This window comes from Streptomyces sp. NPDC046881 (genome assembly GCF_040645015.1).
In the GTDB taxonomy this organism is placed as follows: Bacteria; Actinomycetota; Actinomycetes; order Streptomycetales; family Streptomycetaceae; genus Streptomyces.
In genome coordinates, this window is record NZ_JBEYXJ010000045.1 from 1 (window position 1) to 17,162 (window position 17,162).

A 17,162-nucleotide genomic window follows, 5' to 3' on the forward strand; every position below is an offset into this window, starting at 1 on the left:
CGGCGGCGCCCCCCCCCCCCGCCCGCCCGCGGCCGGGGGGGCGGCCCCGCGGCCGGGCGGGCGGCCCCCCGCCCCCCCCCGCCCCCCCCCCCCACGGCGAGATCACTCCGGTGTGGTGCGGCACAGCAACAGGCAGATGTCGTCGTCGTGTTCGGAGTCGTGGAGCATCGGCTTGAGCAGCGCGTCGGCCGCCGCGTCCAGATCCACCAGATCCGCCCCGCCGAGCGCCCCCATCGCCTGGACCAGCCGGTCGATGCCCGCGTCGATCCCGGCGGCCCGGCGCTCCACCAGACCGTCCGTGTACAGCGCGAGTGTGGACCCCGCCGGCAGCTCCAGGGTGTGCTCCTCGTACGTGAACGGCACCGGAACGCCGAGCATGATCCCCGGCTTGGCGTCCAGCACCCGCACCTCGCCCCGGGGACCGCGCGCGACGGCCGGCGGATGCCCGGCCGCGGCCCACACCACGTCGGGCTCCCCGGGCGTGAACCGGGCGATCGCACAGGTCGCGTACAGCTCCGGCTGCTGGTGGCGGAGCATCCGGTGCAGCAGGGTGAGGATCCGCGCCGGGCCGTTGCCCTCGACGGCGTAGGCGCGCAGCGCGGTGCGCAGCTGGCCCATGATGACCGCCGCGCGCAGCCCGTGCCCCGTGACGTCTCCTATCACCGCCAGCACACTGCCGTCCGGCTGCGGAAAGGCGTCGTACCAGTCGCCGCCGATGTTCAGGCCGTGCGTCGCCGGCAGATAGCGGGCGGCCAGGTCCAGACCCCGGGTGGTGGGCAGATCGGTGAGCTGCGCCCGCTGCAGGGCCTCGGCGACGTCCCGGTGCTGCTCGTACTGGCGGGCGTTGTCCAGGGCGATGCCCGCCCGCCGGGCCAGCTCCAGCAGCATCACGGTGGTGTCCGGGTCGAAACGGTCGCCGGGCGCGGCCAGCGTGAGCACGCCCTGCACGGTACGCGCGCCCAGCGGCAGGCACAGCAGCGACCGGTCCGGATACAGCGCCGAGGCCGGCAGGTCGTCCACGCCCGGCAGTTCGCCGGGGTGCGGGCCCGCGTGCTGCGGGCGGCCGGTGCGGGCCGCCGTCACCGTGGCCGCCGCCCGCTCGCCCGGCGGGGTCCGCTCGTCGTCCACGAGCCAGATGTCGACGTGCCGCGCGTACTCCGGGACCAGCAGCTCGGGCAGCCGGCGCAGGATGTCCTCGTGTTCCAGGGAGGCGTTCAGGACGGCGCTTGCGTTGGCCAGGAAGGTCAGCAGGCGGCGGGCGTTCTCCGCCTCCGCGCGCGCCGCCCGCTCGGCGTCGAGGAGTTCGCGCTGCGCCAGCGCCGCCGCCTCCAGCTCGGCGTGCAGCGCCAGCACCCCCTGGTTGGTCTGGTGCAGCTCCTCCCGGTGGAGCCCGAGCAGCTCCTCCGTCTCCGTCAGGCGCGCCAGCAGGGCGTCGGCGTCCGCGTCGGCGTCCAGCAGCGCCTCGGCGAGCGGGGCGTCGTCCAGACCGGACGGCGGATGGGCCACCGGCGAGGGACAGTCGAGGGTGTGCTGCCAGGGCTCGGGCCCGCCCACGGCGATCCGCAGTTCGCCGCCCGCGCCGGCGGTCACGCTCAGCTCCGTGCCGCCCGCGGCGAGGCCGCCGCGCAGCCGGGCGCCGAGCGCGGCGAGGAAGCGGACACGGTCGAGTGCGGACACTCCGGCGTCCGCGAGGAGCCGGCCCAGCAGGGCACGGGCCCGGGCCGCGTCGGCGGCGGTGGCGATGGTCCAGTTCTCAGAGGCGGCTGTCATGGGCGCTGGTCCGGCGGTCGGGGGCCAGTACGGCCACGCTGGTGTCGTCGCGTACGGGGCGGGCGGGGCTGCCGGCGTCCCGCAGGACCGCCGCCGCCACCACCGACGGGTCGTGGGCGAGGAGCAGGGGGTCCTCCGGAGGCCGCCAGCGGCTGGGCAGTCCGTCGCTGTGCAGGACGAGGAGACTGTCCCGGTGCCACGGCAACCGGCGCACCGGGACCTGTGCCGGGAAGTACGCCCCGACGATCCCCGGGTGGGAGACGAGGGACGTCCAGGAGTCCCCGGTGCGCACCCGGGCGCCGGCGTTGCCGACCCCGGCGAAACTCAGTTCCGCCCGCTCCTCGTCCACCTGGGCCACCGTGACCGCGGCGCCCCGGGTGCGCCGCAGCACCGCGTGCAGGCGGCGCAGCAGCTCGGCCGGCGTCAGGTGCGCGGCGTGGTGCAGCTCCGCCACGGCGGCGCCGGAGGCGTGCGCGGCCTTCGCGCCGTGCCCGAGGCCGTCCGCGAGCAGCAGCGTCAGCAGGCTTCCCGAGCGTGCCCAGGTCCAGGCGTCGCCGCACTGCTCGGCCTGCGCGAGGGCGACGGTGATCCCGCCCGCGGGCACCGGCGCCGCGGAGCTTCCGCGGCGGCCGGGCTCGGGGTCTATCCGGGCCGCGGCCACCGTCCCACGGCCTGGCTGGCTGTACAGATGGAAGGAGTTGGCGCTGCGCAGGCAGCTGCCCAGGCCGGCGCCGAGTGAGCCGGCGGCGGTGGACCAGCCGTCCCGCAGGGCGGCGCCGACGTCGGCGATGCCCGGCCCGTGGTCGAGCGAGTACAGCTGCACCGACGTGCCCTCCCCGCCGGTCGGCGGCACCACGAGGTTCACCACCATGAGGCCCCCGCCGGCGTGCTTGAGCAGATTGGTGGCCAGCTCGGTGGCGACCAGCTCCGCGTCCGCCGTGCGCACCGGGGCCAGGCCCGCCGCTGCGCACGCCTCACGGGCCGCGATCCGGGCGTCCCGGACCCGCGTGGAGTCGTGCACCGGGACCTCCCACACCCGGCTCATCCCACCCCCGGACGGGACGAGGGAACCTGAGCGACCCAGGCGACGGCCGTGACGGTCGTGCCCCGGCCGGGCTCGGTGTCGACGCTGAACTCGTGCACCAGCCGTTTCGCTCCGCTCAGCCCGAGTCCGAGGCCGCCGCCGGAGGTGTATCCGTCGGTCATGGCCAGCTCCAGGTCGCGGATGCCCGGACCGTCGTCGATGAAACTCATCCGCAGGCCGCGGGTACGGCCGTTGTCCAGCGGGGTGATCTCCGCCCGCCCGCCGCCGCCGTGCACCAGCGTGTTGCGGGCCAGTTCGCTCGCCGCCGTGACCAGCTTGGTCTGCTGCACCAGACCGAAACCGAGTTGCGCCGCGCATTGCCGCACCTGCTGCCGGACCCAGGCCAGATCCGCGTCCGAGCCGATGGGCAGGCTCGTCGCGGTCGCCTGGCCGGACGGCTGCATCAGCTCCCCCTCTGGGTGAGCAGTTCCATGGCACGGTCGACGTCCAGGGCGGTGACCAGACCGGGCAGGGTGAGCCCCAGTTCGACCAGGGTGATCGCCACGGCGGGCCGCATGCCGGCCAGGACCGTACGGGCCGCCAGCAGGCTGGCCGTGGAGGCGATCTCCGCGAGCACCCGGCCGAGGAAGGAGTCGACGATGTCCACGCCCGAGATGTCGAGCACCACGCCGGTGACCCGGCTGGTGGCGATACGGCTGCTGATGTCGTGCTGCAACTGTTCGGCCATGCCGTCGTGCAGTTCGCCCTGCAGGGAGACCAGCAGGACGTCGCCCAGGGCGAGCACCGGGACCTGGGCGGGCTGAGCGGGAGTGGGGTGGTTCACCGGGCGCTCGCACCCGCGTCCGCACGGGAGACCTCGATGCCCTGCTTGCCCAGCGCGTAGGCCAGCGCGTCGGACAGCGAGGCACGGGTGAGCACGGTGCCCAGGTCGATGCCGAGCTGCACGATGGTCTGCGCGATGGCCGGGCGGATCCCGGAGACGATGCACTCGGCACCCATCAGGCGGGCCGCGGCCACCGTCTTCATCAGGTGCTGTGCGACGAGCGAGTCGACCGTCGGCACCCCGGTGATGTCCAGGATGGCGTACCGGGCCCGCTGGTCGACGATGGCCTCCAACAACGACTCCATCACGACCTGGCTGCGCGCGCTGTCCAGCGTCCCGATCAGCGGTACGGCGACCGTGCCCTCCCACAGTTTGATCACCGGGGTGGCCACTTCGAGCAGCTGCTGCCGCTGCCGTTCGATCAGCTCCGCGTTCGCGTCCAGCGCGGTCTCCATCACGACGAGGCGCAGCGTGCACAACAGCAGGGTCAGCGCCAGCACGGACTCCTGGGCCTGCGGGGCGGCGGGGTCCAGGAACTCCTCGCGCAGCAACTCGACCGCCGAGTCGCGCAGCCCGCCCACCTCGTCGGCGATCTGGGCCGGGGTGGATCCGGCACGGGCGCGGGTCTGGGTCATCCGCCCCAACTGGTCACGCACCGGCGCGAAGCCGGGTGCCCCGATGTCCTCCAGCCGTCCGCTGACGGCCACCTCGGACAGCGCCTCCAGCACGGCCTTGCACGCCTCGACCGCCTCGTCACGGGAGACGGTGAAGACCGACCGGAACAGGGGGGCGTCGGCCCAGCGCTGGGCGATCTGTTCCTTGCGCTGTTCCAGGAAGGAACTCACCACCTGCGGTGCCGATTCGACCGCGTCCTGCTCGGGCACGCTCATCCTCTCCTCTCGCACGGCCAGGTCTGCCGGTCCTCCGGCTCCCGACGCCGATCATCGCCGACCGCCCACCGTAGCTCTCGGTGTCCGGCACGGCCAAACCCGCTCCGGGCACCGCGCCCACACGAACTTCCCCCAGGTCACAGGCACTTTGTCCGGAACGTCGGGCGGATGGCTCCGGCAGCGGAGGCCCGGTCCGCCGCCCGCCCGCCCGGTACCCCGGGGGCGGTCCCGCGCCCGGCGCCGGCAGGCCGCGGCGACGGGAGTGCAGGGCAGGCGGGAGCGAGGGTCGTACGACCCCTCCGCTCCGCTTCCCGCGCACGTCGACTCGGCTCCTTCGGTGCGTTCGACTGGTGCCGGCCCGTCGGCGGCTGCCGCCGGGCCGGTGTCGGGAGCCGCCTACCCCGAATGGCGCGGGACTCTCCTCGCTGTTGCCGACGTCACCCGCGCGTGCGACCGGGAACCGTGGCGCGGTGGCGACGGGGGACGCCGAGAGTCGGCCGGGGCGGCGGAGGGAGGGCCGAGCGCCGTGCCCGCTCGTGCCGGGACCGACGTCAATCGTGTGCCGGTGCCGGGGCCTCCCGGCGGGCCGGCACCGGGGCCGGCCGGCGGCGGCGCAGCAGCAGGCGCCGTGCCGGGCACTCCACCGCCTCGTACAGCACCCAGGACAGGCCGAGCGAGACACCGAACACGGCCGCGGTGACCGCCAGCCCCGCCGGGGCGCCGAAATGCGGCTTCTTGCCCAGCACCTCCGTGGCGGCCCGCAGCACCAGCAGGTGGATCATGTAGAAGGCGAACGACAGCTCCCCGAGCCGCACCATCCGCCGGCGCCGCCACAAGGACGGCAGCCCGTGCAGGTCGGCGACCGCCGCCGCGGGGATGAGCAGGGTGAACCCGGTGAGGGTGCACACGGTGGCGGAGTAGCCGGGCGTGACCTGCGGCACCATGAAGTAGCCGATGACGGCCAACGCGAGCGAGGCCTCCAGACCGGGGCCGCGCCAGCGGTCCAGCAGCACCAGCCGCGCGGCGACCGCGCCGAGCACGAACTCGGGCAGCCGCGCGGCGGGGAACGAGTAGATCGGGTGGTCCCACCAGTGGTGGGCGTCCGACCAGGCCAGCACCAGGACCGCCGCCACGGCCAGCCCGCCCAGCGCGAGCGAACCGCGCGCCCCGAGCCGGCGCAGCAGCAGGAACAGCAGCGGGAAGGCGGCGTAGAAGAACGCCTCGCAGGCCAGGGACCAGCTCACCGGGTCGAGGGTCTGCCACCACGGCTGCCACCAGGAGTGCAGCAGCAGCACGTTCGCCAGCGCCTGCTTCGCCGTCGGCCGGGGCTGGTGGGCCAGCGTGTACGCCATGACGAGCGCCACGGTGAGGGTGGCCAGGTGCACCGGGTAGATCCGGGCGACGCGTCGCCGCCAGAAGGCGAGCGCGCGGTCCCGGGGCCGCGCCGACCAGGTCAGGACGAATCCCGACAGCACGAAGAAGAACGACACTCCGGTGGCGCCGGCGCCGAAGGCCCAGTTCACGAGGCGGCCACCGGTGCCGCCGAAGTAGCCGAAGTTGTTCACGTGCAGGCCGAACACCAGCAGCGCCGCCATCCAGCGCAGCCCGGTGAGCGACGGCAGGGAGGGCGGGGCGGCCGGTGCGGGGGATCCGGCGGTGGCCGCGCCGGTCCGGGCGGGCGGCGTCCGGAGCGCCCGGGTCGTCGCCGTGGTCATCACATCACCTGCCGCTGGGGGTTCGCGTGGGGCATGAAGGGGTACGTTGCCCGTTCACCCCCGATCCATCACGCCGCATGGCAAAGATCACACTGCTGCCGAACGGCCGGCCGCCGTGGATGCCACGGACGGCGGGACGGGGTGCACCCGCACGAGTGAGGACGCCCGGCACGGACGAAGGCGCCGACCGGGCTGCCCGTGCCGTCGGCGGCGAGGCCCGGTCAGCCGCGGGCCCGGTAGTTCATTCCGTTCCCAGCCGACACCGCGGGCCGGGCCGGCCGCCTGATCCCACGGCACCGGAAAAGTGTTCGCCACACCGCCCGGTACGGGTCATGATCCCCACGTGACGACGCCGAAGCAGTCGATGGTCCGGGCCGCGGCCCGCAACAACGCCGAGTGGTGCGCGGCGATGAGCCGGTCGCACGGCCTGGCGAGCGAGTTCGGACCGGAGGCCTGGACCGCCCCGGCCCGCACGCCGCGGTACTACCCCGACGCGGTGACGCTGGCGCCGGGTGTCGACCCGGCCGTACCGGCGGCGCGCATCGACACCACCGCGCCGGGCGCCTCCGTCAAGGACAGTTTCGCCGACCTCGACCTGACCGCGGCCGGCTTCCGGGTCCTGTTCGAGGCGCAGTGGATCCATCGTGCGACGAGTGCGCCCGCCACCGCGTCCGACCTCGCGTGGGGCGTGGCCGACGCGCCGGACAGCTTGCGCGCCTGGGCACTGGCCTGGGACGACGGCGACGCGGACCTCTTCCAGCCCGAACTGCTCGACGACCCGGCCACCTCCGTGCTCGCCGGTTGGGACCCGCGCGGCCGGGTGGTCGCCGGAGCGGTGGCCAGCCGCAGCGACCATGTGGTCGGCGTCTCCAACGTCTTCGCCATCGACGGCGGCCCCGACGCGGCCTGGCCGGGCGTACTGGAAGCGGTACACCGGCTGTTCCCGAGCCTGCCGGTGGTCGGCTACGAGCACGGTGCCGGCCTGGAGGCCGCCCTGCGCCACGGTTTCGAGCCGGTCGGCCCCCTGCGGGTCTGGCTCCACGGATAGCGCCGCGCCGAAGCGGTATACAACGGCACGCCTTCGGCTCGACGACTTGGTTCGGCGGCACGGGAGCGGCGCGCGACCGCGCCGCTCCACCGGTTTTCTAGCGTTCCGCCCGGTGGCCGCGGGTCCGGTCGGCCGGGGCCGGCCGTTCCGCTCGCTCGGCGGCGGTGCCGGCCCGCCGCCGGGCCTCGCGGACGGCCTGGTCGGCCTGCCGTGTCCGCTCCCGCGCGTCCTGTTCGCCGGCCCGCGCCCGGTGCTGTTCCTCCTCGGCGTGCCGCAGCCGCTCCCGCAGCTCGCGGACCCGTTCCTCCGCCTGGGTCATCCGGGTACCGGCCTCCTCGGCCGCCCGTCCGGCCGCGTCGGCCTCCTTCTGCCGGGCGCGCAGCTCCCGCTCGGCCTCGCGGGCCTCGGCCAGGCGCCGGCGGTGTTCCCTCTCCTCCTCCCGGCGGTCCTCGTCCCGGGTACGGTCCCTGGTCCGGGCGGGCTTCTCCGGCTCGGGTGCGGGCCGGCGCGCGAGCAGGGTCTCGTCGGCCGCCGGGAACCCGGCCGTCGAACGCAGCGGCTTCACCAGCCGTCCCGCCGCCCACTCCCGCGCGGCCTCCGGAGCGGCCAGCACGGCGTGCAGCGTCTCCTCGACCTCGCGCTGGACGCCCTCGCCCACCGGATGCCCGGCCTCCGCGGCCAGTTGCCGCGCCTGGCGCCCCAGTGCGCCGATCACCTCGTTCTGCCGCCGGGCGAGCCGGCGCAGCAGGGCACCGTCCAGCTCGCGGTGCGCGCGGCGCAACTCCTCACCCAGGCCGAGCAGCGGCTGGACCTCGTCCGGCTGCCGGCGCACCAGCAGATTGCTGACCCAGGCGGCCAGGCTCGGCCGCCGCAACGCGCCGATCCGCTTGGCGAGGGCCTGGTCGCCGGCCTTGCGGGCGTCCAGGGCGCGGCGGTCACGGGCGGCCACGAACTCCTCCGGCCGCAGCCCGTACAGCTCGTCGGCGACGGCGTCCAGGTCCACCGGCGTCCCTCTCGACGACCACCTCGATGACGGAGTCCGAGTCTCCCACGTCATGGCGTTCATGTGCGGTTCATGACCGTTTGCCGGGAAGCGGTGCGACTTTCGGCGAGGCGTTCCCGCCCTTCGGCCCCGCTCCGTAGACCGCCGGCGGACGGCGCCGGTGCGGCCGGCCCCGGCAGGGTGACCGTATGCAGAGGACCAAGGGAATCAAGCGGGCACAGTTCCTGGCCGGCCTGGCGTCCGCGGGGCTGGCCGCGACCGTGCTGCCGGCCGGCCCGGCGCGGGCCGCGCAGCGCGGACTGCGCCACCACGGGGTCGTGTACACCGTGGGGAAGGGCGAGACACCGGGTACGGCCTTCAGCGCCGCCCGGATGCGCGAGGACATCCGGGTCATACGGGACGAGCTGTACGCCGACACCGTCGACGTGACGGGGGACGGCGTGGAACGCCTCACGGCCACCGCCGCCGAGGCGGCCGAACGGGGCCTGCGCGTCTGGCTCCAGCCGACGCTCGGCGACGTCCCGGAGCGGGACGTCCTGGAACACCTCGCCGAGACCGGCCGGTTCGCGGAACGGCTGCGCCGGCAGGGGGCCGCGGTGGACCTGAGCGTGGGCTGCGAGTTCTGGCTCTTCGTGCCCGGGATCGTGCCCGGCGACACCGCGCTCGAACGCATCCGGAACCTGCTCGCCGGCCGGGTGGACCCCGTGGTGATGCAGCGCCGCCTGGACCGCTTCACGGCGAAGGCCGCCGCGGTCGGACGGTCCGTCTTCGGCGGCCGGCTCGGCTACGCCGCCGCCCAGGACGACCGGGTCGACTGGCGCCTCTTCGACATCGTGGGCATCGACTACTACGCGTACTTCACCGATCCAGCCGACCACGTGAGGGAACTGAGCCGCTATCTGCGGTGGGGCAAACCGGTGGCCGTCACCGAGTTCGGCACCTGCGCCTACGTCGGGGCGCCCCAGACGGGCGGGATGGGCTGGGACGTCGTCGACCACGACAAGAAACCCGAGGAGATCAAGGGCGACCTGGTCCGCAGCGAGCACACGCAGGCGGCCTACCTCACGCAACTCCTCGACGTCTTCTCGTCGATGGACCTGTACGCGGCGATGGCCTTCGAGTTCGTGACCCCCGACGCCCCGCACCGCCCGGACGACCCGCGGCACGACCTCGACATGGCGAGCTACGCCATCACCCGGACCGTCAAGGACCACCCGGACGACCCGAACTCCGCCTGGCACTGGGAACCGAAGCAGGCCTTCCACGCCCTGGCCCGCCACTACCGAGACCGTTCCCGTCCCGCATGAGATCCGGAGGCGGCCGGAAGTCCACAGCACACGGCCTGAATTGCATCGTTCGTTTTCTTGAACCTCTCGTGTTTATGACGGTAGGTTCGCCCTCATGACCGCCTCCCCGAGACCGACCACCGCCGAGGAGCTCCGCGGTGCCGGCCTGCGCGTGACCGCAGCCCGCGTCGCGTTGCTGGAGACCGTCCGGGACGGCGACCACCTCGGCGTCGAGGCGATCGCCGCCGGAGTCCGCGATCGCGTGGGCCACATCTCGGTGCAAGCCGTCTACGAGGCCCTGCACGCGCTCACCGCCGCGGGCCTCGTGCGCCGCATCGAGCCGGCCGGCCATCCGGCCCGGTTCGAGGGGCGCGTGGGCGACAACCATCACCACATCGTCTGCCGGTCCTGCGGCACCGTCGCCGACGTCGACTGTGCCGTCGGCGACGCGCCCTGCCTGACCGCCGCCGACGACCACGGCTTCGCCATCGACGAGGCCGAGGTCGTGTACTGGGGCGTGTGCCCCGGCTGTTCCACCGGCCGCAGTTCCTGAGCACCGAGTTCCGCACAGTTCGGAAGGATTGCCATGACTGAGAACCACGACGCGATCGTCACAGACGCGAAGTCGGAGGAGGGGAGCGGCGGTTGCCCCGTCGCGCACGACCGGGCCCTGCACCCGACCCAGGGTGGCGGCAACCGCCAGTGGTGGCCGGAGCGGCTCAACCTCAAGATCCTCGCCAAGAACCCGGCCGTGGCCAATCCCCTCGGTGAGGAATTCGACTACGCGGAGGCCTTCAAGGCCCTGGACCTCGCGGCCGTGAAGCGGGACATCGCCGAGGTGCTCACCACGTCGCAGGACTGGTGGCCCGCCGACTTCGGCAACTACGGCCCCCTGATGATCCGTATGGCCTGGCACAGCGCGGGCACCTACCGCATCAGCGACGGCCGCGGCGGCGCCGGCGCCGGCCAGCAGCGCTTCGCGCCGCTCAACAGCTGGCCGGACAACGGCAACCTGGACAAGGCCCGCCGTCTGCTGTGGCCGGTGAAGAAGAAGTACGGCCAGAGCATCTCCTGGGCCGACCTCATGATCCTGACCGGCAACGTCGCCCTGGAGCAGATGGGCTTCCAGACCTTCGGCTTCGGCGGCGGCCGCGAGGACGTCTGGGAGCCCGAGGAGGACGTCTACTGGGGTCCCGAGACCACCTGGCTGGACGACAGGCGCTACACCGGCGACCGCGAGCTGGAGAACCCGCTCGGCGCCGTCCAGATGGGTCTGATCTACGTCAACCCGGAGGGCCCGAACGGCAACCCGGACCCGATCGCCGCGGCCCGCGACATCCGTGAGACGTTCCGCCGCATGGCGATGAACGACGAGGAGACCGTCGCCCTCATCGCCGGTGGCCACACCTTCGGCAAGACCCACGGCGCGGGCCCGGCGGACCACGTCGGCGCCGACCCCGAGGCCGCCTCCATGGAGGAGCAGGGCCTGGGCTGGCGGAGCACCTACGGCACCGGCAAGGGCGGGGACGCCATCACGTCCGGCCTGGAGGTCACCTGGACCGCCACGCCGACCCAGTGGAGCAACGGGTTCTTCAAGAACCTCTTCGAGTACGAGTACGAGCTGGAGCGCAGCCCGGCCGGCGCCCACCAGTGGGTGGCCAAGAACGCCCCGGAGATCATCCCGGACGCGCACGACTCGTCGAAGAAGCACCGTCCGAGGATGCTCACCACCGACCTGGCGCTGCGTTTCGACCCGATCTACGAGCCGATCTCCCGCCGGTTCTACGAGAACCCGGACCAGTTCGCGGACGCCTTCGCCCGCGCCTGGTACAAGCTCACCCACCGTGACATGGGCCCGAAGTCGCTGTACCTCGGCCCGGAGGTGCCGCAGGAGACCCTGCTGTGGCAGGACCCGCTGCCGGAGCGCGAGGGCGAGCTGATCGACGGGGCGGACATCGCCGCCCTGAAGACCAAGCTGCTCGAGTCGGGCCTGTCGGTGTCCCAGCTGGTCACCACCGCGTGGGCGTCCGCGTCCACCTTCCGTGCCAGCGACAAGCGCGGCGGCGCCAACGGCGCCCGCATCCGCCTCGCCCCGCAGCGCGGCTGGGAGGTCAACGACCCCGACCAGCTGGCCCAGGTGCTGCGCACCCTGGAGAACGTCCAGCAGGAGTTCAACGCCTCCTCCGGCGCCAAGAAGGTCTCCCTGGCCGACCTCATCGTCCTCGGCGGCGCCGCCGGTGTGGAGAAGGCCGCCAAGGAAGCCGGCTTCGAGATCGAGGTGCCCTTCACCCCGGGCCGGGTGGACGCGACCGAGGAGCACACCGACGCCGAGTCCTTCGAGGCGCTGGAGCCGACCGCGGACGGCTTCCGCAACTACCTCGGCAAGGGCAACCGCCTGCCGGCCGAGTACCTGCTGCTCGACAAGGCGAACCTGCTGAGCCTGAGCGCCCCCGAGATGACGGTGCTCGTCGGCGGCCTGCGCGTCCTCGGCGCCAACCACCAGCAGTCGCAGCTCGGCGTCCTCACCAAGACGCCCGGCGCCCTCACGAACGACTTCTTCGTCAACCTGCTCGACCTGGGTACGACGTGGAAGGCGACCTCCGAGGACCAGACCACGTTCGAGGGCCGCGACGCCGCCACCGGCGAGGTGAAGTGGGCCGGCAGCCGTGCCGACCTGGTCTTCGGCTCCAACTCGGAGCTGCGCGCGCTCGCCGAGGTGTACGCCTCCGACGACGCGAAGGAGAAGTTCGTCAAGGACTTCGTCGCCGCGTGGAGCAAGGTGATGGACGCGGACCGGTTCGACCTCGTCTGACCCTCCCGACGCACTGAACAGGACGTCCGGGCCCGCCCCGCGGGGCGGACCCGGACGTTCCGCTGTTCCCGGAGCCCGGAGCCCGGAGCCCGGAGCCCGGAGCCCGGAGCCCGGAGCCCGGAGCCCGGAGCCCGGAGCCCGGCCGCCGTGTGGGGCCGGGCCGGCCGGGATCAGCGGCCGAGCGCCGCCGCGCCCGCCCGCGCGTACCGCTCGTCCAGGTCGCCCGACGGCGCGCCCGCGACGCCGATGCCCGCGACCGGAGCGCCCTGGGCGGTCACCGGCGTGCCGCCCGCGAGGAACAGCGTGCCCGGGATGTCCTTCAGGTTCGGCGCCTGCGCCAGCCGCTGGGCCAGCTCCGAGGTCGGCGCGTTCCAGGACACCGCGGTGAACGCCTTGCGCTCCGCGGACTCGTACGACTGCGGGCCCGCCCCGTCCCCGCGCAGGGTGACCAGGGTGTTGCCGTTGCGGTCCACGACGGCCACCGACACCTGCCGGCCGTCCTTCTCGGCCGCCTCCACCGCGGCGCGCGCCGCCTTCGTGGCGGCGTCCAGTGTCAGGTGCGTGCTCTGCGTCAGCTCGCCCTTGCGGGCCGCGACGGGGGCGGCGGGCGTGGCGTCCGTGGAGTCCGCGGCGTTCGCGGCGACCGTGCCGACGACACCGGCACCCACGACGGCCAGGGCGGTGCCGCCCACGAGGACACGGGTACGGCGGGACGGCTTCGTGCGGCTGGGCATGCTGGGGAACCTTCCGGTAGGGCAGGGACTGGGGGCGTCGGTCGCTCCCGGAACCGATCCTCGGCCCGGATCCGGCCGCCCCGCGTCGCCGTACCGGACGTCCCGGTGGTCATCCGATCGGATGACCCCACGGGCCGCCGACCTGGGCACAATGGAAGGTGTTTGCCCAGTTCAGCCACGCGAGGGAGGTGCCGGCGGTGGCCGTAGCCGAGCGCGACGACACCCGCGCCCTCACCGTCGTCATGCACACGGCGTTCTTCGTGCTGCTGGCCGCGTCCGTCGCCCGCTACCTCGCCCGGCACGCCGGCGGACCGCACACCCCCTGGGTGCTCGCCCTGTCCGCGCTGCTGGCCGCGCTCTACGTCCTCGGGCCCGCCCTCGGCACCCGGCCGACCCCGCGCCGCCTGACCTGGCTCGGCCTGGTCGTGGCCGCCTGGGCGCTGCTCGTCGTCCTGGCCCCCAGCTTCGCCTGGTGCGCGGTCCCGCTCTTCTACACCGGCCTGCGCACCCTCCCGCCGCGCGCGGCGATCCCGCTGGTGGCACTGCTGACGGTGCTCGCGGTCGCCGCCCAGCTGGGCCTGGCCGGCTGGCCCGACCCGAACGTGCTGCTGGCACCGCCCGCGGTGGCCGCCGTGGCCACCACCGTGTTCGTCGTCATGCAACGCCAGGCGGCCCGCCGGGACGCCCTCATCGACGACCTGGTCCGCACCCGGCGCGAACTCGCCGCCACCGAGCGCCGCGAGGGCACCCTCGCCGAACGCGAACGGCTCGCCCGGGAGATCCACGACACCCTCGCCCAGGGCCTGTCCAGCCAGCGCATGCTGCTCCAGGCGGCCGACCGGCTGTGGGACACCGCGCCCGGCACGGCCCGGGACCACGTCCGCACGGCGGCGGCGATCGCCGAGCGCAGCCTCGCCGAGGCCCGCCGCTTCGTCCACGACCTGACCCCGGCCGACCTGGCCGAGGGCGGCGGCCTGCTCCAGGCCCTGCGCGCCGTCGCCGAGCGCGAGACGACACCCGCGCTCACCGTCCGGGTGCACACCGAGGGCACCCCGCCCGACCCGCTGCCCGCCCCCGTGGAGTCGGCCCTGCTCCGCATCGCCCAGGGCGCCCTCGCCAACGTCCGCGAACACGCGGCGGCCGGCACCGCCACCCTCACCCTGACCTGCCTGGACGACCAGATCGTCCTGGACGTCACCGACGACGGCCGCGGCTTCGACCCGCACACCCCGGCCGCTCCCGCGTCCCCGGCCGCCGCGGCGGACGCGCGCGGCCACGGCCTGCCCGCCATCCGCGCCCGCCTGCGCCAGCTGGGCGGCACCCTCACCGTCGAGTCGGCACCGGGCGAGGGTACGGCCCTGTCGGCGGCGATCCCCCTGGAGCCACGATGACCCCCGGCACGGCGGCACGCACACCGGTGCGCATCCTCGTCTGCGACGACCACGCCGTCGTACGCGCCGGACTGCTGGCGCTCCTGCACAGCGCACCGGACATCGAGGTCGTCGGCGAGGCCGGCAGCGGCGAGGAGGCGCTCGCCCTCGCCCGCAGGACCGCCCCGGACGTCGTCCTGATGGACCTGCAACTCGGCGAGGGCATGGACGGCGTGGAGACCACCCGCCGGCTGCGCGCCACCCCGCCCGCCCCGCACGTCCTGGTCCTGACCACGTACGACACCGACGCCGACGTCACCCGCGCCATCGAGGCGGGCGCCACCGGCTATCTGCTGAAGGCGGAGCGCGCCGAGGACCTCTTCACGGCGATCCACACCGCCGCCCAGGGCCGCCCGGCACTCTCACCGCCGGTGGCCGACCGCGTCATGTCCCGCCTGCGCAACCCCCGCCCCTCCCTCACCCCACGCGAACGCGACATCCTCGCCCACCTCTCCCGAGGCCTGCCCAACCACGCCATCGCCCGCGCCCTCTACATCAGCGAGGCCACGGTCAAGACACACCTCCGGCGCATCTACGACAAACTCGGCGTGGACACACGGGCGGGCGCGGTGGCGGTGGCGAAGGAACAGCGACTGCTGCCCTGACGGACCTGCGGCTCCGCCGCCGGCGCGACCAGCCCCTAACCCCGCAGCGCCTCGAACGCCTCCCGCCCCGCCACCCCGATCGCGAGGTCGATGTCCGGAGCGAGCCCCGCCCGGCGCCCCGAACGGGTCAGCGCCGCCATCGCCACCCGCTCCCCGGACTCCGTCTCGACCACCCCGATCTCGTGCCGCAGGTGCAGGAACGTCCCGGTCTTCCCGCTCCACCGGAGCGAGTCCGTGCGCAGCTCGCTCGCCAGCCGCTGTGTGAAGACCTGGAGGCCCATCAGCCGGCGCAGCTCGGCCGTCGCCGGGGGAGTGGCGATCTCGTCGCACCACACGCGGCCCAGCAGGGCGACGAGGGCCGCGGCCGAGCCGGCGTTGGCGTGGGCGGGGTCCAGGGTCTCGATGGTGTGCCGGCCCGCCCGTGCGTCCCGGACGGCCAGCTCCAGCGCGAGGGAGAAGTCGTTGCCGGCGGCGCCGGCGGCGCACTCGTACAGGTGGTTCATCCGGTGCCGCAGCCGGATGCCGTCGCACCCCCACGCGCGCAGCCGGGCGTCCACGTCCGCCACCGGCACCAGGCCGAGCAGCGCGTCCGCGGCGGCGTTGTCGCTCACCGACAGCATCAGCAGGACCAGGTCGGCGACGGCCACGGTGGCCGGATGCCGGAAGGCGGCGAGCCCGGTGGGGCCGACACTGCTCGTGCCCGGGTCCACCGTCACCGGCAGCGCCGGATCGAGGTCGCCGGTCGCGATCCGCTCCAGTACGACGAGGGCGAGCGGGACCTTCGCCACCGACGCCAGAGGAGTCGACTCGTCGATGTCGAAGCCGAGTTGCTGGCCGGTGTCGAGGTTGCGGGCGAGGAAGGAGCCGCGGACGCCGAGGGCCGCCCAGTCCGCGGCGATCGCCTCGGCGACGTCCAGGAGGGCGGTGTCGTCCCCGGTGTACACCGGGTGGTGCACGACGGCCCCGCTCATCCGCGTGCCGCCAGCCGTGCGCCGAGGTCCTCGTTCCCCGCTCCGGGTCCCGGCTCGCCGCGCCGGGCGGGTACGGCGCCCACGGCCGTGGCGAGCAGCGCGGCCAGCCAGCCCGGCACGTCGCCGGCGCCGTTGCGGCCCGGGGCGGCGCCCACGTCGTACCCGCGGTGCAGGGCGCGGTCGGCCAGGGGCGCCCAGTGGGCTCCGTGCTGGCGGGCGAACGGTTCGGTGCACAGCAGCAGCGCGCTCCCGGCCAGGGTCTCGGCGAGCGCGGTGGCCGCCGGCCCGGCCGGCCGGATCCGGCCCTCGGGCAGCCCCGCGCGGGCGGCGGCGCGCGCCAGCCTTTCCTCGAAGTACGGCACGTGGTCCTCCGTCAGCAGCAGCAGGGGCGGTGGTGCGGTGGGCGCGGCGGCGCGCGTGCGGCGCGGCCGCAGGTCCTCGAGGTGGATGCGGTGCCTCCCGGTGCCGTCCCGCAACGGCGCCGACGCCAGCCCCAACGGCACCCGGAACGCCGCCTCTTCCGGGGCGGCCCGCACCAGCGCGTACCCGAGCGAGCCGTCGGCCAGCCCGGAAACCCGGTCCAGCGGCGGCAGTTCGCGCATGCCGAGGGCGACCCCGTGCTCGGTGCCGGCGCGCAGGGCCCGGGCCAGCGCGGCCGGTGCGCAGTCCGCGGGAACGCCGACGGCCCGCACCCGCGACCGCCGGGCCGAGCGGGCGACCTGCCGCAGCCGCTGGGCCCGGTCCAGCACGTCCCGGGCGTACGGGAGCAGCAGCACGCCCAGTTCGGTGGTCGCGATCTGCCGCCGGGACCGGTCGAACAGCAGGCCGCCGAAGTGCTCCTCCAGCGTCTTGATGCGGCGGCTGAGCAGCGGCTGGGCGATGCCGAGCCGGTCGGCCGCCCGGGAGAAGCTCTCCTCCTCGGCCGTCGCCACGTACGCGTCCAGATGTGCCAGGAGATCCACCGGTCACTCATATCAATAAGGCATGGGATCTTCAAAGTTCCCTCTTGGACATGGGTGCCCGCCTGCTG

Annotated in this window: 16 protein-coding genes; 6 read left to right on the forward strand and 10 right to left on the reverse strand. The window is 74.5% G+C overall.

Annotated features, from left to right (window positions below; translation table 11 throughout):
* Nucleotides 1-102 precede the first annotated feature (102 nt).
* The 6 genes from ABZ923_RS21735 to ABZ923_RS21760 all read right to left on the reverse strand — a co-directional run bounded on the left by ABZ923_RS21735 (nucleotide 103) and on the right by ABZ923_RS21760 (nucleotide 6,243).
* Complete coding sequence (locus tag ABZ923_RS21735; RefSeq protein ID WP_361474244.1) at nucleotides 103-1,770, reverse strand: GAF domain-containing SpoIIE family protein phosphatase; 1,668 nt, start codon at nucleotides 1,768-1,770, stop codon at nucleotides 103-105.
* A complete protein-coding gene (locus ABZ923_RS21740; protein WP_361474407.1) occupies nucleotides 1,754-2,806 on the reverse strand; it encodes a SpoIIE family protein phosphatase in 1,053 nt (350 codons plus the stop codon). The genes ABZ923_RS21735 and ABZ923_RS21740 overlap by 17 nt, the downstream gene beginning before the upstream one ends.
* A gap of 5 nt (nucleotides 2,807-2,811) precedes the next feature.
* Nucleotides 2,812-3,258, reverse strand: coding sequence for an anti-sigma regulatory factor (locus ABZ923_RS21745; RefSeq protein ID WP_361474247.1), 447 nt, complete (start codon nucleotides 3,256-3,258; stop codon nucleotides 2,812-2,814).
* Nucleotides 3,258-3,638 (reverse strand): STAS domain-containing protein, encoded by a 381-nt coding sequence (locus tag ABZ923_RS21750; protein WP_361474250.1) that lies wholly within the window; start codon nucleotides 3,636-3,638, stop codon nucleotides 3,258-3,260. The genes ABZ923_RS21745 and ABZ923_RS21750 overlap by 1 nt, the downstream gene beginning before the upstream one ends.
* The gene (locus ABZ923_RS21755) at nucleotides 3,635-4,528 is read right to left on the reverse strand and encodes an STAS domain-containing protein (RefSeq protein WP_361474252.1); all 894 of its coding nucleotides are present in this window, start codon (nucleotides 4,526-4,528) and stop codon (nucleotides 3,635-3,637) included. Before ABZ923_RS21755 ends, ABZ923_RS21750 begins: the two co-directional genes overlap by 4 nt.
* Before the next feature lie 551 nt (nucleotides 4,529-5,079).
* Complete coding sequence (locus ABZ923_RS21760; protein ID WP_361474255.1) at nucleotides 5,080-6,243, reverse strand: acyltransferase; 1,164 nt, start codon at nucleotides 6,241-6,243, stop codon at nucleotides 5,080-5,082.
* Between the two features lie 343 nt (nucleotides 6,244-6,586).
* Here ABZ923_RS21760 and ABZ923_RS21765 point away from each other — a divergent pair, with 343 nt between their 5' ends.
* A complete protein-coding gene (locus ABZ923_RS21765) occupies nucleotides 6,587-7,291 on the forward strand; it encodes a hypothetical protein (protein WP_361474258.1) in 705 nt (234 codons plus the stop codon).
* A gap of 97 nt (nucleotides 7,292-7,388) precedes the next feature.
* On the opposite strand, the gene ABZ923_RS21770 is transcribed toward ABZ923_RS21765, so the two are convergent.
* The gene (locus ABZ923_RS21770) at nucleotides 7,389-8,294 is read right to left on the reverse strand and encodes a hypothetical protein (protein WP_361474260.1); all 906 of its coding nucleotides are present in this window, start codon (nucleotides 8,292-8,294) and stop codon (nucleotides 7,389-7,391) included.
* 188 nt (nucleotides 8,295-8,482) lie between these two features.
* On the opposite strand from ABZ923_RS21770, the gene ABZ923_RS21775 reads away from it, so the two are divergent.
* From ABZ923_RS21775 to katG, 3 genes are all read left to right on the forward strand, one after another.
* On the forward strand, nucleotides 8,483-9,601 hold the full coding sequence (locus tag ABZ923_RS21775; RefSeq protein WP_361474263.1) for an abortive phage infection protein: 1,119 nt from the start codon (nucleotides 8,483-8,485) through the stop codon (nucleotides 9,599-9,601).
* Between the two features lie 94 nt (nucleotides 9,602-9,695).
* Nucleotides 9,696-10,133 (forward strand): Fur family transcriptional regulator, encoded by a 438-nt coding sequence (locus ABZ923_RS21780; RefSeq protein ID WP_361474265.1) that lies wholly within the window; start codon nucleotides 9,696-9,698, stop codon nucleotides 10,131-10,133.
* 33 nt (nucleotides 10,134-10,166) lie between these two features.
* Nucleotides 10,167-12,392, forward strand: coding sequence for a catalase/peroxidase HPI (gene katG, locus ABZ923_RS21785; RefSeq protein ID WP_361474268.1), 2,226 nt, complete (start codon nucleotides 10,167-10,169; stop codon nucleotides 12,390-12,392).
* A 170-nt stretch (nucleotides 12,393-12,562) separates the two neighbouring features.
* Here the strand turns inward: katG and ABZ923_RS21790 are convergent, their stop codons facing one another.
* Nucleotides 12,563-13,126 (reverse strand): heme-binding protein, encoded by a 564-nt coding sequence (locus ABZ923_RS21790; RefSeq protein WP_361474270.1) that lies wholly within the window; start codon nucleotides 13,124-13,126, stop codon nucleotides 12,563-12,565.
* Nucleotides 13,127-13,314: 188 nt separating this feature from the next.
* Here ABZ923_RS21790 and ABZ923_RS21795 point away from each other — a divergent pair, with 188 nt between their 5' ends.
* Together ABZ923_RS21795 and ABZ923_RS21800 are read left to right on the forward strand one after the other, a co-directional pair.
* Nucleotides 13,315-14,517, forward strand: coding sequence for a sensor histidine kinase (locus tag ABZ923_RS21795; protein ID WP_361474410.1), 1,203 nt, complete (start codon nucleotides 13,315-13,317; stop codon nucleotides 14,515-14,517).
* On the forward strand, nucleotides 14,514-15,161 hold the full coding sequence (locus ABZ923_RS21800) for a response regulator transcription factor (protein ID WP_361474273.1): 648 nt from the start codon (nucleotides 14,514-14,516) through the stop codon (nucleotides 15,159-15,161). The genes ABZ923_RS21795 and ABZ923_RS21800 overlap by 4 nt, the downstream gene beginning before the upstream one ends.
* Before the next feature lie 35 nt (nucleotides 15,162-15,196).
* Here the strand turns inward: ABZ923_RS21800 and ABZ923_RS21805 are convergent, their stop codons facing one another.
* Together ABZ923_RS21805 and ABZ923_RS21810 are read right to left on the reverse strand one after the other, a co-directional pair.
* A complete protein-coding gene (locus ABZ923_RS21805; protein ID WP_361474275.1) occupies nucleotides 15,197-16,132 on the reverse strand; it encodes a serine hydrolase in 936 nt (311 codons plus the stop codon).
* Entirely contained in the window at nucleotides 16,129-17,094 is a 966-nt protein-coding gene (locus tag ABZ923_RS21810) for a LysR family transcriptional regulator (protein WP_361474278.1), read from the reverse strand. Before ABZ923_RS21810 ends, ABZ923_RS21805 begins: the two co-directional genes overlap by 4 nt.
* Between the last annotated feature and the right edge of the window lie 68 nt (nucleotides 17,095-17,162).

Excerpts from the sequence above, each read along its gene's own strand:
- ABZ923_RS21735 (WP_361474244.1), bottom strand. The coding sequence starts at position 1,770 with ATGACAGCCGCCTCTGAGAACTGGACCATCGCCACCGCCGCCGACGCG.
- ABZ923_RS21745 (WP_361474247.1), bottom strand. The coding sequence starts at position 3,258 with ATGCAGCCGTCCGGCCAGGCGACCGCGACGAGCCTGCCCATCGGCTCG.
- ABZ923_RS21755 (WP_361474252.1), bottom strand. The coding sequence starts at position 4,528 with ATGAGCGTGCCCGAGCAGGACGCGGTCGAATCGGCACCGCAGGTGGTG.
- ABZ923_RS21760 (WP_361474255.1), bottom strand. The coding sequence starts at position 6,243 with ATGACCACGGCGACGACCCGGGCGCTCCGGACGCCGCCCGCCCGGACC.
- ABZ923_RS21775 (WP_361474263.1), top strand. The coding sequence starts at position 8,483 with ATGCAGAGGACCAAGGGAATCAAGCGGGCACAGTTCCTGGCCGGCCTG.
- ABZ923_RS21780 (WP_361474265.1), top strand. The coding sequence starts at position 9,696 with ATGACCGCCTCCCCGAGACCGACCACCGCCGAGGAGCTCCGCGGTGCC.
- katG (WP_361474268.1), top strand. The coding sequence starts at position 10,167 with ATGACTGAGAACCACGACGCGATCGTCACAGACGCGAAGTCGGAGGAG.
- ABZ923_RS21790 (WP_361474270.1), bottom strand. The coding sequence starts at position 13,126 with ATGCCCAGCCGCACGAAGCCGTCCCGCCGTACCCGTGTCCTCGTGGGC.
- ABZ923_RS21800 (WP_361474273.1), top strand. The coding sequence starts at position 14,514 with ATGACCCCCGGCACGGCGGCACGCACACCGGTGCGCATCCTCGTCTGC.
- ABZ923_RS21805 (WP_361474275.1), bottom strand. The coding sequence starts at position 16,132 with ATGAGCGGGGCCGTCGTGCACCACCCGGTGTACACCGGGGACGACACC.